This is a genomic window from Streptomyces sp. NPDC094147 (assembly GCF_044764265.1).
Lineage (GTDB): Bacteria > Actinomycetota > Actinomycetes > Streptomycetales > Streptomycetaceae > Streptomyces.
Window position 1 is genome coordinate 81,769 of sequence record NZ_JBIWHT010000003.1, and the last position, 13,009, is coordinate 94,777.

Below are 13,009 nucleotides of genomic sequence, written 5' to 3' on the forward strand. Positions count from 1 at the left end.
GAACCGCATGAAGTTCACGCGTATATCCGCGCTTGTCGCATCTGCCGCCATCGCACCGGCCGTTCTGCTCGCCTCTCCGGCGTTTGCCGACAGCGGCAAGGCGCCCGCCGTTTCGGCGCCCGACGCCGGATCGAAGACCCCCAAGCAGCAGGAGGACGACGACCGGGTCGCGCTCCTGCGCTTGATGGCCGCGAAGGACGCGGGTCCGGTGTTCAAGGAGGCCGCCAGCAGGGCGCTCGACGGCGGGGCGGCCGCGGTGCGGAGGTTCCTTGAAGTGGGCCAGTACGTCGCCCGCGACAACGACAACCGGGTCGCGATCGCCCGGATCATCGACCAGGGTGGCCGCGGCGTACGCCGGGAGGGCGACAAGGCGCTCAACGGCACCCCCGAGGACCGAGTGAAGTTTCTTGAGAAGGGTCAGTACGACGCCCGGTTGGAGGATGACCGCGTGCGCGTCAGCCAGATCATCCATGCCGGCGGGCCCTCGGTGCGGGAGGCCGCAGGCAAGGCTCTGGACGCGAACACCCGCGAGGCCATCAAGCAGTTCCTCGAAGTCGGCCAGTTCGACGCCCGCATCATCGACAACCGGGTGCTGGCCACCCGGATCTACGGCCAGGGCGGCCCGGCCGTGAAGGCGGCCGCGAAGAAGGCGCTCAGGGGCACCCCCGAGGACGTCCAGGCCTTCCTCGACAAGGGGCAGTTCGAGGCGCGCAAGAAGGACGAGGCGGACGCCGCCGCCGCGAAGAACAAGGACAAGGACAAGGACAAGGGCAAGGACACGCCGAAGCCGGACGCCTCCAAGGACGCCGGTAAGGACACCGGCACCGCTGGTGTGACGGAGAAGGGCGACCGGGGCGCGAAGCCGGTCGCCACCGGCTCGGCCACGCCGTCCGCCCCGGCGGCCCAGAACGCCGCTACCGGCACCTCCCTCGCCTCCACGGGCGCCGGGTCCGCGCTGCCGTGGGCCGCGGGCGGCACCGCCGTCGCGCTCGCCGGGGGCGCGGGCCTGCTGGTCGCGGCCCGTCGGCGCCGTTCCGCCGAGGGCTGAGTCAACAGCAAGTCCCGGGCGCCCGGCGGAAGTTGCTGAGCGCCCGGCGGGCAGTGTCGTTCGTCGGCCGCAGGCCGTGTGTGGCTGATCGCGCAGTTCCCCGTGCTCCTTCAGGGGTGCAGGGTTGAGCTGGGAACAAGTCCCGGGCGCTGGCCGGTAGTTGACCCGCGCCCGGGACTTGCTGCGGGTCACTGCGACGTACGCCGTCGCAGCAGCCCGAGTGCGGCCAGTGCCGCCAGCGATGTGCCGGCCACCATCCACATCGCGGCCTGCGTGCCCGAAGTGCCCTCGCCCTGCGAGCGGTACAGGACGATGCCGGCGGCGAGGCCGATCGCGCCGCCCAGGTTGTGGAAGGTCCACGAGGAGCCCATGGCGAGGCCGGCCTGGCGCTCCGGTACCGAGGAGAGCGCCGAGACCGTGGCCGGGCCGAGGACGCAGGCCCAGCCGAGGCCCATCGCCACCAGGGCCACGGCGAGGTAGACCAGCGAGGTGTCCGCGGTCAGCCGGGTCAGCAGGAGTGCCGAGACGACGAACGCGGTGAAGCCCGCGGCGAGGAGCTTCCGCGGGCCGTGGCGGTCGGTCAGGCGGCCCACGAAGGGGGAGAGGGCCGCCATCACGGCGGTGCACGGCAGGAGCAGCGCACCGGTCGCGTAACCGCCGAAGCCGCGTACGTCGTGCAGATACAGCGGCAGCAGGAACAGCACCGTGGTGTAGAAGCACGCCAGCGCGAAGTCGGAGACGAGCGCGGTGAGGAAGGCGTGGTGGCGGAACAGGTGGAAGCTGATGATGGGGTCGGCGGCCCGGCGTTCCACGAAGTAGAAGGCCACGAGCACCACCAGCGCGAAGGCGAGCAGCAGCAGCGTACGGGCGCTGGTCCAGCCCCAGTTGTCGCCCAGGGTGAAGGCGAGCACGACGGCCGGGATACCGAGGCTGAGCAGGACCAGGCCCGGCCAGTCGACGCCTGTCGTGCTCTCCTCGTTGCGGGACTCCCGGACGCTGAACGAGCACAGGGCCAGGGCGACGGCGACCAGCGGGACGTTGATCCAGAACACCCAGTGCCAGCCCAGCGCGGAGACGATCACGCCGCCGAGGAGCGGGCCGATGGCGAGGCCCACGCCGTTCACGCTGTACAGCGCGCCGATGGCCCGGCCGCGCTGGGACTCCGGGAACGCGTTCTGCACGATGGCGCCGGTGGAGGTGTACAGGATCGCCCCGGCGGCGCCCTGCAGGAACCGGAAGGCGATCAGCCAGCCGATGCTGTCGGCCAGGCCCGCGCCGAGCGAGGCCAGGCCGAAGACGACGGCACCGGCATAGAGGACACGACGTCGGCCGTACGTGTCGGCGAGGCGGCCCATGGTCACCATGAACATCGACAGGGCGACGATGAAGATGTTGACGATCAGCTGTAGGTCGGTCACCGAGGCGCCGAGGTCGGACTGGATCTCGGGGGCCGCGGTGTTGACGATCGTCAGGTCGATGCAGCCGAGGAAGCTGATCAGACCGATCCCGGTGAAGGCCCACCACTTGCGGTCGGGCGGGGTGGCCTTCGGCGGTGCCGTCTTCGCCGTCGATGGCGTCGTTGATGGCGTCACAGTGTCGTGTCCTCTGTACCGGATATTGGTGTACCGGATGGTGGCGTTGGTGTTCAGGCGGCCGGCTGCTCGGAAGTGGCAGCCCGCTTCTTGAATCTCAAGGACAGCCAGCCGCCCTTGCCCGGGTATTCATCGGTGACGAAAAGCCGCTGGGTCTCGGCCATGGCGGCGGTCATCGGCTGCGGATAGATGATGTAGTCGTAGCCTTGATGTGCCCACATCGGCATGATGATGGGGCATTCCTCGATGAGGTATTTCAGGCATCCTTTGAATGCCTGATCGATTTCCGCGCCCGGATCGCGAGATGTGAGGCGGTCAATGAACTTTCCAATGGTGGCGTCCACTGCGCTCTTGTATTGCGGATTGTGTTGGTAAGCGTGCTCGATACGCTGTCTGAACTCTCCGTACGAGGGGTCGTCCAACGCCTCATCCCAGCGCAGCACTTGATTGGCCACGGACAGCTGCCCGAGGATCTTCTCATTGCGCTCAAGCCATTCGTCTCCCTGGTGCAGCGCCCGTGTGTAGGCGTCCTCGGGGGACACGTCCAGGTAGTTGGAGCGCTGCAGGGTGTCGGCGACCGCGATGGTCAACTCCTGGAATCCGCTGCGGTTGACGAGTTCCACAGTGGCCCGGAGTTTGTCGCCCTCGTGATAACGCTGGCCGACGCTGACCAGGAGCACGGCCCGTGTTCCGGCAAGGGTGAGCTGCTTGGCCGCCTCGCCGAAATTGGCCTTGGTCCGGCCGTCGATGACGTGGTTGTCCATGCCGGCGTCAGCTCCAGAGCCCGAGCGGGCGGTCGGCGCCGTAGTAGCCGAGGAAGTGCCCCAGGGTGATACGGGGCTCGTCGCCGGAAGGGCGTACCGCGTGGATCTGGCGGGGGTTGAGGAGCAGCAGGTCACCGGGGGCGGGCTTGATGACCTCCCGTGGCGGGCCGAGCTGTTCGCGCTCCAGGCCCCAGACCCGCTCGCCCTTGAGCTCGTTGTACGTCGCCTCGCCCGGCTCGGTGCCCCACAGCTCCAGCTCGCCGCCGGACTGCGGAATGTTGACGTAGATATTGGCCGAGAGCTGCGCCGTGAGTTCGACGGAGTGCTCGGCGGGCAGGTTGCGTTCCAGGGCGTCGGTGTGGGGATTGAGATCCACGTCCTTGTCCTGGTAGCGGCAGATGCCGATGAAGGCTTTTCGGCCTTCGACGTGCAGCAGATTCGTGCCGGTGTTCCAGGTTTCTTCAAGGAGCAGCCGAAGAACGTCACTCGGCGACGCGTAAGGGGCGAAGATGTCCCGCATGCGCTGGATGTTGGCGCGTGCCTCCGCGTGGTATCGGTCGCGCGAGGCGGAATCGCTGATCTCGGAGTAGGCGAAGCCGATCCGCTGGAATGTGGTGTCCTGGCTCAACCCGCCGCGGTCGGGGTGGTCTAAGAGTTTCTCACGTGCCGAGGCCAAGGCTGCGGGATGGATGAACCTTGGTATGTGCACGGCAAGTGCCGTGCCCTCGACCAGGGCAAGTATGTCCTCGTGGGACAGGGTATCGGCCGTGGCGCGCCTGATAGTTGTCATGCCCACCTTCTGGGTAGCAAAAGAAATCTCATTCGGGCTCTCGGCCCTTCCTTGGTAACTACACATGGTTCGATTCGGCGGTGTCAACCATGATCGGTGACGGTTAATGTCTCTGCAAAGAACAATGGCCGAAACGGACATCTGTGGCTGAGATTCCGTTGTCACGCCCGATATGAGTGGCGCATATGTGACGAGAATGTGGGGGTGGAGTGACCGAGGGCGGACGCCGACCGAACGTGAACGCCGAGCCCGAATGCGAACGCCGCCCGTGCCGAGGTCGGCGCGGGCGGCGTTGGGGCGGCCTGATGGCCGCGGTCTCACCGGAGCGGTGTCGTCAACTGGCGGTCCCGGAAGGGTCCTTGGCCGCTGCCTTCGAGCGGTGGGCGAGGCGGTCCGCCGCTCGCCGGCCCCGGCTCTCGATCGGCAGCACCCCCGTAGCTGCCGCGAGGCCGAACGGCGGCATGTCCGCGTAGATCGACTCGTACGAGCCCTCGGGCACGACGTACGTCTCGTGCCACAGCCCCACGTGCTGGCGCAGCTTGCCCTGGCGCTCCTTGTTGTTGAGGATCGCCCACGCCCGGTGGTGGAGCATCTCCGGCGAGTGCGCGTACGCGTAGAGCTTCTCCTTCGACTCCCAGTACTGGACCACGTAGTACGTGCGCGGTGACCCGGTGAGCAGGACGTGGCCGAGCAGTCCGCGGCTCTTGTCCTTCGACAGTTCGCCGAGCATGCGGAACATGGCCAGGGCGATCGGAACCCACTGGTGCACCGCCCAGAAGTGGTTGACGCGCATTCCGATGAGCAGCACCACCGTGTCACCCTCGACGGCGGCGGTCGTGCGGCCCGGGATCGGCTTGGTGAACATGCTGCCTCCAGGATCCTGGCAAGTCCCTTGTTGGATAACGGAGTTATCCATGTCTTGTGTCTTGGATAATGGCGTTGTCCGAGGAAGGGCGCAAGGGATGCGGCTGGCCGAGTTGAGCGAGCGGAGCGGTGTCTCCACCGCGACGATCAAGTACTACCTGCGGCAGGGGATGCTGCCGCCCGGCCGCAAGGTCGGTGCGACCACGGCCGACTACGACGAGAGCCATCTGCGCCGGCTCCGCCTCGTGCGCGCCCTGATCGAGGTCGGCCGCCTCCCGGTGGCCACGGCCAAGGAGGTCATCGGGTACGTCGACGACGACTCCCTGGACCGTACGATGCGCTTGGGCGCCGCCCTGTGGGCGCTGCCGCACGGGCCCGATCCCGATGACAGCGACGAGTCCGTGGGCGCCGCCCGTGCGGAGGTCGACCGGCTGCTCCAACTGCTCGGCTGGTCCACCGCCCGCGAGCTCGGCGAACTCTCCCCGGACCACCGGGCGCTGGTCGTCGCGGTGGCCACGCTCAACCGGCTCGGCTACCCCTGGGACGCCGAACTGATGGCCCCGTACGCCCAGTTGATGCACCAGGCCGCCGTCCGCGACCTGGACTTCGTGGAGACCCATCCCTCCGAGGCGGAGAAGGTCGAGACCGCCGTCGCCGCGACCCTCCTGTTCGAACCGGTCCTGCGTGCCCTGCACCGTCTGGCCCAGCAGGAGGAGTCCGCCCGCCGGTACGGGCTGTGAGCCCCCCCCGTGCAGGGAGCGAGCCCGCCCCCGTCATCGCAGGGGGGCGGGCTCGCCACGTACGTGCCGGGACGCTCAGCAGTTGCCCCCCGCCGGCTTCCCCGCGAAGCGGTCCGCCAGCCAGTTCGCGGCCGGGATCGCGCCCACCGTCACCCCGCCGATGTGGCCGAGCAGCGGCAGCGCGTGCCACTCCACGTTCGCGCCCACGGCGCACCAGTCGGAGCGGAGCTGCCGGCCCACCGCGTACGGGATCAGCTCGTCCACCGTGCCGTGGTACAGGTACACCGGCGCGTCCGGGCGGTGCGTGCCGAGCTTCGACTCGGCCAACCGCGCCTGCCAGTCCGGCTGTTGGAGCGGGTTCTTCACGGTCAGGTCGGTGATGTGCTTGAAGGAGCCCACCGTGGTGTCGACGGCCACGCAGTTGTTCTTGAAGTAGTCGACCAGCACCTTGCCCGCCGGGTTCAGGTACGAGTCCAGCTTCAGCTCGGGGAAGGCCGCGTTCTGGCCCGCCGCCGCCATGAAGATGAGGCCGGAGCCGAGGCCGCCGTCGTTGGAGGCGGCGACCTTCATGAGGTCGGCCGGGACGCCGCCTGTCGCGGTGCCCTTCACCTTCAGCTCGGGGGCGTACGAGTCGTGTAGCTCGGCGGCCCAGCTGCTGGCCTGGCCGCCCTGCGAGTAACCCATGATCCCCACAGGCGAGTTGGCGTCGACGCCGGGGATGCCGAGGCGCTCTGCGGCACGGGCCGCGTCCAGCATGGCGGTGCCCTCGGCGCGGCCGACCGTGTAGGTGTGGTCGCCGGGGGTGCCCAGGCCCTCGTAGTCGGTGACCGCGACCGCCCAGCCCTTCTGCACGACCTGGTTGATCAAGGTGGCCTCGACGGCCGTCCCGTACGGGAAGTTGGCGCTCGGCGCGCAGGAGTCGCCGAGCCCGACCGTGCCGACGGCGTACGTCACGACGGGGCGCGGTCCGGTGCGGCCGTCGTTGGGGACGATGACGGTCCCGGAGACCACGTTCGGGCCGCCCTTGGCTGTGGTGGAGCGGTAAGTGACGTGCCAGGCACGGGTGTTGGTCCACTGGCCGGGCAGCGGATGGAACTCGGTGGGGGACTGGGTGACGAGGTCCCCGGGTGCGGCGGTCGCGGGGTCGTCGGCGAATGCGGTGGGGGTGGCTGCCGAGAGGAGGAGTGCGGCGGTGAGGGCACCGGCGACTCTGGTACGGACGTGCATGCGGCTCTCCCAACGGTCCGGTGGGGCGCGGGCAGTTGAGGAGAAGGTAGTGACTGACCGGTAGGTACGGCGCTGACCGTACCGCTCACCTTCACTGACCCAGGCGATAGGAACCGGGCGTGGTCCCCGTCCAGCGGCGGAAGGCGCGGTGGAAGCTGGTGTCCTCCGAGAAGCCGAGCCGGGCCGCGATCTCCGCGATCGGCTCGCGGCCCTCGGCGAGGCCGGCGATCGCGGCATCGCGCCGTACCGCGTCCTTGAGCTGCTGGAACGAGGTGCCCTCCTGGGCCAGGCGGCGGCGCAGGGTCGCCGGGGACATGGCGAGCCGGGCCGCCGTCTCGTCGAGCGTGGGCAGCCGGGGCGACTCGCGCAGGGCGCCCGCGAGCGCCCGGCGCACCTGCTCGCCGACGGTCGTGCCGTACGCGCGGCGGCTCAGCAGCTCGAAGGGCGAGCGGCGCAGCATCTGGTCCAGGGCGGCCTCGTCCCGTACGAGCGGAGCGGTCAGCCAGTGCGCGTCGAACACCGCCTCGGTGCGGGTGTCCCCGAACCGGACCGGGCAGCCGAACAGCGACTCGTACTCGTCCTTGTGCGGGGGCGGCGGATAGCCGAAGGCGGCGCGGGTCAGCGGGATCCGGCGGCCCACCAGCCAGCTGCACAGCCGGTGCCAGATGATCACGAGGCACTCGGTCAGGAACCGGTCCTCGTCGCGGCCCGCCAGCTCGTTGCGGATCGCGAACACCGCGTCTGCGCCGGTGACCCGGAGGGTGAGGTCGGGGCCGTCGGCGAACAGGCCGTAGAAGGCGGTGCCGCGGCGCATCGCCCCGCCGAGGTCGCGGCAGCCCAGCACCGCGTAGCACATCATCGCGAAGGTGCCGGGGCGGCTGGGGGCGCCGCCGAGCCCGAGGAACTCGTCCCCGGTCGCCCGGTACAGCGCGCGGAAGAGCAGCGCGAACTGGGCCGGGGTGACCCGCGCGCGGTCGTCGCCGAGCAGCAGCGGAGGAATGCCGGACGCCTGGAGCAGCGGCACGGTGTCGATGCCGTGCCGCTCGGCGCCGCGCAGCACGGCCCGCACATGGTGCACGGTGATCGTCGGCTTCGCCATGGTCAACGACGTTAGCGGGGTTGAGCTTTGAGGTCAGCCGGGGTGACGTTTCCCGTCATTTCGTGCTGCCGGGGCCGTACGTACCGTCAGGTCGAGACGCCCGGGGTGAGCGCTGAGGTCAGCTCGGCTGACGCTTCCTGTCATCCCGCGCGGGCCGCCCCGTCCTTACCGTCGGGTCATGACGACCCGGAGTCCGCAGCAGAGCCCGCACCCGCGTCCCGAGACGCTCGCCGTGTTCGCCGAGTGGGCGGCGCGGCGCCACCCCGATGAGCCGGCCCTCCGGTTCCGCGACGCGGACGGGGGCTGGGTCTCGGTCACCTTCGCCGAGCTGCGCGACACCGTGCGCCGCACCGCGCGCGGGCTGCTCGCGCTCGGGATCCGCGCCGGTGAGCGGGTCGCGATCCTCGCCGAGACGCGGCCCGAGTGGACGTACGCGCAGCTGGCCTGTCTGGCGGTGGGCGCGGTGGTGGTGCCGGTGTATCCGACGGCGGGCGACGAGGAGGCCGCCTGGGTGCTCGCCGACTCCGCCGCGAAGGCGGTCATCTGCGAGGGGCCCCGGTCCGCGGCCCGGGTGGAGGCCTTGCGCCAGAAGCTCCCGGCGCTCGATCACGTACTGCTGATGACGGGAGACGGCGCCGGGACGCGGTTCCCGGGCCTGCCCGACGGGTCCGCCGTGCCGCTCGCCGACCTGCTGGCCCGGTCCGAGGCCGTGCGCCCCGGCGACGACGCCGAGCTCGTCTACACCTCCGGAACCACCGGCCTGCCCAAGGGCTGCCGGCTCACCCACGGAAACCTGGGCGCCGTCCAGGACGCGACGCTGCACCTCATCGAGGGCGGACCGGGCGACCGCACCTACCTCTACCTGCCCCTCGCCCATCTCCTCGCTCAGCTGATCCAGTTCTCCACCCTGCTGAACGGCGGCGAGCTCTGCTACTTCGGCGGCCGGATCGAGGACGTGGTGAGCGAGCTCGCCGAGGCCCGGCCGACCCATCTGCCGTCCGTGCCGCGGCTGTTCGAGAAGATCCACTCGGTGGTGCGCTCGCTCGCCGAGTCGCAGGAGGGCGGCCGCGAGCGGTTCGACGCGGCGGTCGCGATCGGCGTCCTCGCGGCGGACGGCCGGCTTCCGCCCGAGCGGCAGGCGGAGTACGAGGCCGCCGAGCAGTCCCTGTACAGCCTGGTCAGGGCGGCCGTCGGCGGCCGTCTGCGGTGGGCGCTGACCGGCGGGGCCCCGATTGACCCGGCCACCCTGGACTTCCTGCGGGCCTGCGGCATCGCGGTCTTCGAGGGGTACGGAATGACCGAGTCCGCGGGCGTGATCTCGCTCAACCACCCCGGGGCGGTGCGGCATGGCACGGTGGGCCGGCCGGTCGAGGGCTGCGAGGTGAGGATCGCGTACGACGGCGAGGTGCTGGCCCGGGGCCCGATGGTCTTCCCCGGCTACCACGCGAACGAACAGGGCACGGCGGACGCGCTGGACGCGGACGGCTGGCTGCACACGGGGGACCTGGGCGAACTGGACGCGGACGGCTATCTGCTGATCACCGGCCGCAAGAAGGACCTGATCATCACGTCCGCCGGGAAGAACCTGACGCCCTCGCACGTGGAGCTCGCCATCGAGCGGTCCGCCATCGTCTCGCACGCGGTGATGGTGGGCGACCGGCGCCCGTATCCGGTCGCGCTGATCACGGTGGACGGGCCGGAGCCGGCCGGGCGGAGCGCGAAGGAGGTCCGCGCGCTGGTCCAGGAGGCGGTCGACGCGGCCAACGCCCAGGTGTCCCGCCCGGCCAGGATCCGCGCGTTCGCCGTGCTGCCGGCGGACTTCACGGTGGAGAGCGGGGAGCTGACCCCGACCCTGAAGGTGCGCAGAAAGGCAGTCCTTGAGCGGTACGCGGCCGAGATCGAGGAGCTGTACCGGCAGGGCTAGGGCGTGTCCGGCGGATCTGGTAGCCCACAGCGGGCGGTGCTCTTTGGGTGCTGGTGAGCGGTGGTCTGGTGCGTGCAGCTGCAAGGCGGAGGAGGGAGTCGACGCGGAGCGTCGGCGAGTGACGACAACGCGGCAGATGGGCGTGCCAGACCACCGCGTCCCAGACAAGATCCGCCGGACACGCCCTAGCCCTGGGGAAAAGGCAGGAGCCCCTGTCCTGAAGGACGGGGGCTCCTTGGGTACTGCTAAGTCAGCGATCGCCAACCCGGGCAGGTTAGGCCGGGGTGACGTTCTCCGCCTGCGGGCCCTTCGGGCCCTGAGTGACGTCGAAGTTCACGACCTGGTTCTCCTCCAGGGAGCGGAAACCAGACGCGTTGATCGCGGAGTAGTGGACGAAGACATCCGGGCCGCCGCCGTCCTGGGCGATGAAGCCGAAGCCCTTTTCAGCGTTGAACCACTTCACGGTTCCGGTAGCCATAAGCCCTCCTTGGGCCAAAGGGTTGCCCTGCTCCAGAACCTGCAAACAAGTCTGAAAACTACAAAAGCCTGCGGGTTACATGCTCCGCAGGCTCTGTACTGCAAGGGAAACCAAACTGCAACTTGCGCTGAGCGTAGCACGCAGAATGTGTGCTGCGGTAGAGGGAAAGATCACGTGATCGGATGCGTTTGGCGGGCCTCTGAGCTGGTGGGGGAGCGACCCACGAGGGCCCGGCGCCGTCCACACTCCGGGACGGGTCTAGCCTCGGCATGTGGACAATTCAACCAGCCCCCAGCACGAAGGCGGCCGGCCGCGCGTCGGTCACATCCAGTTCCTCAACTGCCTGCCCCTGTACTGGGGCCTGGCACGGACCGGGACGCTGCTCGACCTGGAGCTGACCAAGGACTCCCCGGAGAAGCTCAGCGAGCAGTTGGTGAGCGGCGAGCTCGACATCGCACCGATCACCCTCGTGGAGTTCCTGCGCAACGCGGACGATCTGGTCGCCTTCCCCGACATCGCCGTCGGCTGCGACGGGCCCGTCATGTCCTGCGTGATCGTCTCGCAGCGCCCGCTGGAGGACCTGGACCGGGCGCGCGTCGCGCTCGGGTCCACCTCGCGCACCTCGGTACGCCTGGCGCAGCTGCTGCTCGCCGAGCGGTACGGGGTGAGCCCCGACTACTACACGTGCCCGCCCGACCTCGGCCTGATGATGCGGGAGGCGGACGCGGCCGTGCTGATCGGCGACGCCGCGCTGCGGGCCTCGCTGCACGACGCCCCCCGGCTCGGGCTCCAGGTCCACGACCTCGGCCAGATGTGGAAGGACTGGACGGGGCTGCCGTTCGTCTTCGCCGTCTGGGCCGCCCGCAAGGACTATCTGGCCCGCGAGCCCGTCCTCGTACAGCAGGTGCACGAGGCGTTCCTCGCGTCGCGGGACCTCTCCCTGGAGGAGGTCGCCAAGGTCGCCGAGCAGGCCGCGCGCTGGGAGGTCTTCGACGCCGAGCTCCTGGAGCGCTACTTCACGACGCTGGACTTCCGCTTCGGGGCCCAGCAGCTCGACGGGGTGCGGGAGTTCGCCCGGCGGACCGGGCCGACGACGGGGTTCCCCGCCGATGTGACGGTGGAGCTGCTCGCTCCGTAAGGCCTCGTCCGCGCGTCAGGACGAGGTGGCCGGGGTCAGGAGGAGGGGACCGGGGCCAGCATCTGCTTGCTGATCCACTCCATGGTCCCCTCGCCCATGCCCGTCACGTAGGTGTGGGCGTTGTGGGTGCCGCCCTCGATCACCTGGAGACGGGTCTTGACGGGGCCCTTGCCGTACGTGGCGATGAACTTCTGCACGTTCTGGACGACGATGCCCTCCTTGCTGCCCACCTGGAAGGCGAGGGCGACCTCGGGGCCGTTCTTGTCTATCAGGTCCTGGGCGAGCTTCTCCGGGTTGTTCGCCTGCTTCTCGGGCTCGTGGCCGGCCCACAGCGGGGAGTCCGGCACGGTGTCCGGGCCCGAGGCGATCACGGCCTTGAACTGGTCGGGCCGCTTGAGCACCGACTTCAGGCCGACGAAGCCGCCCGACGAGGAGCCCATGAACGCCCAGCCGTCCCGGGACTTGAAGGTGCGGAAGTTGGCCTTCACCAGGTCCGGTACGTCATCGGTCATCCAGGTGCCCATCTTCGGCTGGCCCGGGATGTCGCTGCCGTCGTAGTAGTGCTTCGCGTCCGGGTTGAGGACCGGCATCACGACGATGAACGGCAGGCTCCTGCCGGTCTTCGACCACTCGGTGATGCTGCTCTGGAGCTTGAGGTCGGTGCCCATCCAGTAGTTCTTCGGATAACCGTTTCCGCCCGGCAGCGCGATGAGCACCGGGAAGCCGCTGTTCTTGTACTTGTCCTCGAAGTACTGCTTCGGCGCCCACACCCACACCTTGCCGGTGAACCCGGACTTCGGACCCTTGAGCGTGGTCACGCCGATCTTGGTGCCGTCGGCGAGCGTGCTCTGTGTGGTGAACTCGGCCTTCGGGCCGGTCGGCAGGAGCGTCTGCGCCCCCGCGCCGTTCTTCGCGGAGGCGTCGTCGTTCTTCTGCGGGGCCTGCGAGGCCGAGGACTTGGCCGAGGGGCCGGCGGCCCCCGAGTCGAAGCTGACCGGCTTGCCCTCGTCCGAGCAGCCGGCGACCAGCACGACCGAGCCGATGACGGCGGCTGCTATCAGAGCGGCGGGGCGGCGACGGTTCATTCGGGGCTCCGTGAATCTGGCTGGGGGGTTCGGGCGGTGCGGCGGGCGGTGCTGCGAGCGGCGGTCTTGGCGGTGCCCAGGAGCCTTTTGATGGCTCTTCGGGCGATTACGCACGAACTACACCCGTCAAGAGTGCGGAATGAGTCATTCGGTTCGCCGGGGTGTGCATCGGATCAGTCTCGATCGAGGGTGATCCCGCCCACGTACGGCCCAGGGGGTGTCCGGTGGGTCATGGCCGGGGTCGCGGCGGCTGGCACGGC

The 13,009-nt window shown here is 69.6% G+C and carries 12 protein-coding genes; 4 read left to right on the plus strand and 8 right to left on the minus strand.

Features of this window, described 5'->3' with window-relative positions:
- Positions 1 to 7 precede the first annotated feature (7 nt).
- Entirely contained in the window at positions 8 to 1,048 is a 1,041-nt protein-coding gene (locus tag ACIQ8J_RS07750) for a hypothetical protein (protein WP_403267995.1), read from the plus strand.
- A 188-nt stretch (positions 1,049 to 1,236) separates the two neighbouring features.
- On the opposite strand, the gene ACIQ8J_RS07755 is transcribed toward ACIQ8J_RS07750, so the two are convergent.
- The 4 genes from ACIQ8J_RS07755 to ACIQ8J_RS07770 all read right to left on the minus strand — a co-directional run bounded on the left by ACIQ8J_RS07755 (position 1,237) and on the right by ACIQ8J_RS07770 (position 5,059).
- Positions 1,237 to 2,640, minus strand: coding sequence for an MFS transporter (locus ACIQ8J_RS07755; protein ID WP_403267997.1), 1,404 nt, complete (start codon positions 2,638 to 2,640; stop codon positions 1,237 to 1,239).
- Between the two features lie 53 nt (positions 2,641 to 2,693).
- On the minus strand, positions 2,694 to 3,404 hold the full coding sequence (locus ACIQ8J_RS07760; RefSeq protein WP_403267999.1) for a tRNA-dependent cyclodipeptide synthase: 711 nt from the start codon (positions 3,402 to 3,404) through the stop codon (positions 2,694 to 2,696).
- Positions 3,405 to 3,411: 7 nt separating this feature from the next.
- Positions 3,412 to 4,032 carry a 2OG-Fe(II) oxygenase gene (locus ACIQ8J_RS07765; RefSeq protein WP_403268002.1) on the minus strand — a complete coding sequence of 207 codons (621 nt, stop codon included), beginning with the start codon at positions 4,030 to 4,032 and terminating at the stop codon, positions 3,412 to 3,414.
- A 496-nt stretch (positions 4,033 to 4,528) separates the two neighbouring features.
- Complete coding sequence (locus ACIQ8J_RS07770) at positions 4,529 to 5,059, minus strand: DUF4188 domain-containing protein (protein WP_403268004.1); 531 nt, start codon at positions 5,057 to 5,059, stop codon at positions 4,529 to 4,531.
- A 97-nt stretch (positions 5,060 to 5,156) separates the two neighbouring features.
- Between ACIQ8J_RS07770 and ACIQ8J_RS07775 the strand changes: the two genes are divergently transcribed.
- Positions 5,157 to 5,798, plus strand: a complete 642-nt coding sequence (locus ACIQ8J_RS07775; RefSeq protein WP_403268006.1) for a MerR family transcriptional regulator — start codon at positions 5,157 to 5,159, stop codon at positions 5,796 to 5,798.
- 75 nt (positions 5,799 to 5,873) lie between these two features.
- On the opposite strand, the gene ACIQ8J_RS07780 is transcribed toward ACIQ8J_RS07775, so the two are convergent.
- Both ACIQ8J_RS07780 and ACIQ8J_RS07785 read right to left on the minus strand, forming a co-directional pair.
- Positions 5,874 to 7,025 (minus strand): lipase family protein, encoded by a 1,152-nt coding sequence (locus ACIQ8J_RS07780; RefSeq protein WP_403268009.1) that lies wholly within the window; start codon positions 7,023 to 7,025, stop codon positions 5,874 to 5,876.
- Positions 7,026 to 7,116: 91 nt separating this feature from the next.
- A complete protein-coding gene (locus ACIQ8J_RS07785; RefSeq protein WP_403268012.1) occupies positions 7,117 to 8,124 on the minus strand; it encodes an AraC family transcriptional regulator ligand-binding domain-containing protein in 1,008 nt (335 codons plus the stop codon).
- Positions 8,125 to 8,302: 178 nt separating this feature from the next.
- Here ACIQ8J_RS07785 and ACIQ8J_RS07790 point away from each other — a divergent pair, with 178 nt between their 5' ends.
- Positions 8,303 to 10,048, plus strand: a complete 1,746-nt coding sequence (locus tag ACIQ8J_RS07790; protein WP_403268015.1) for an AMP-dependent synthetase/ligase — start codon at positions 8,303 to 8,305, stop codon at positions 10,046 to 10,048.
- A gap of 274 nt (positions 10,049 to 10,322) precedes the next feature.
- Here ACIQ8J_RS07790 and ACIQ8J_RS07795 read toward each other — a convergent pair whose 3' ends face one another.
- Positions 10,323 to 10,526 (minus strand): cold-shock protein, encoded by a 204-nt coding sequence (locus ACIQ8J_RS07795; protein WP_003967102.1) that lies wholly within the window; start codon positions 10,524 to 10,526, stop codon positions 10,323 to 10,325.
- Positions 10,527 to 10,797: 271 nt separating this feature from the next.
- Between ACIQ8J_RS07795 and ACIQ8J_RS07800 the strand changes: the two genes are divergently transcribed.
- Positions 10,798 to 11,664: a menaquinone biosynthetic enzyme MqnA/MqnD family protein gene (locus ACIQ8J_RS07800; RefSeq protein WP_403268018.1), complete on the plus strand. Its 867-nt coding sequence runs from the start codon at positions 10,798 to 10,800 to the stop codon at positions 11,662 to 11,664.
- Positions 11,665 to 11,699: 35 nt separating this feature from the next.
- Here the strand turns inward: ACIQ8J_RS07800 and ACIQ8J_RS07805 are convergent, their stop codons facing one another.
- The gene (locus ACIQ8J_RS07805; RefSeq protein ID WP_403268021.1) at positions 11,700 to 12,749 is read right to left on the minus strand and encodes an alpha/beta hydrolase; all 1,050 of its coding nucleotides are present in this window, start codon (positions 12,747 to 12,749) and stop codon (positions 11,700 to 11,702) included.
- Between the last annotated feature and the right edge of the window lie 260 nt (positions 12,750 to 13,009).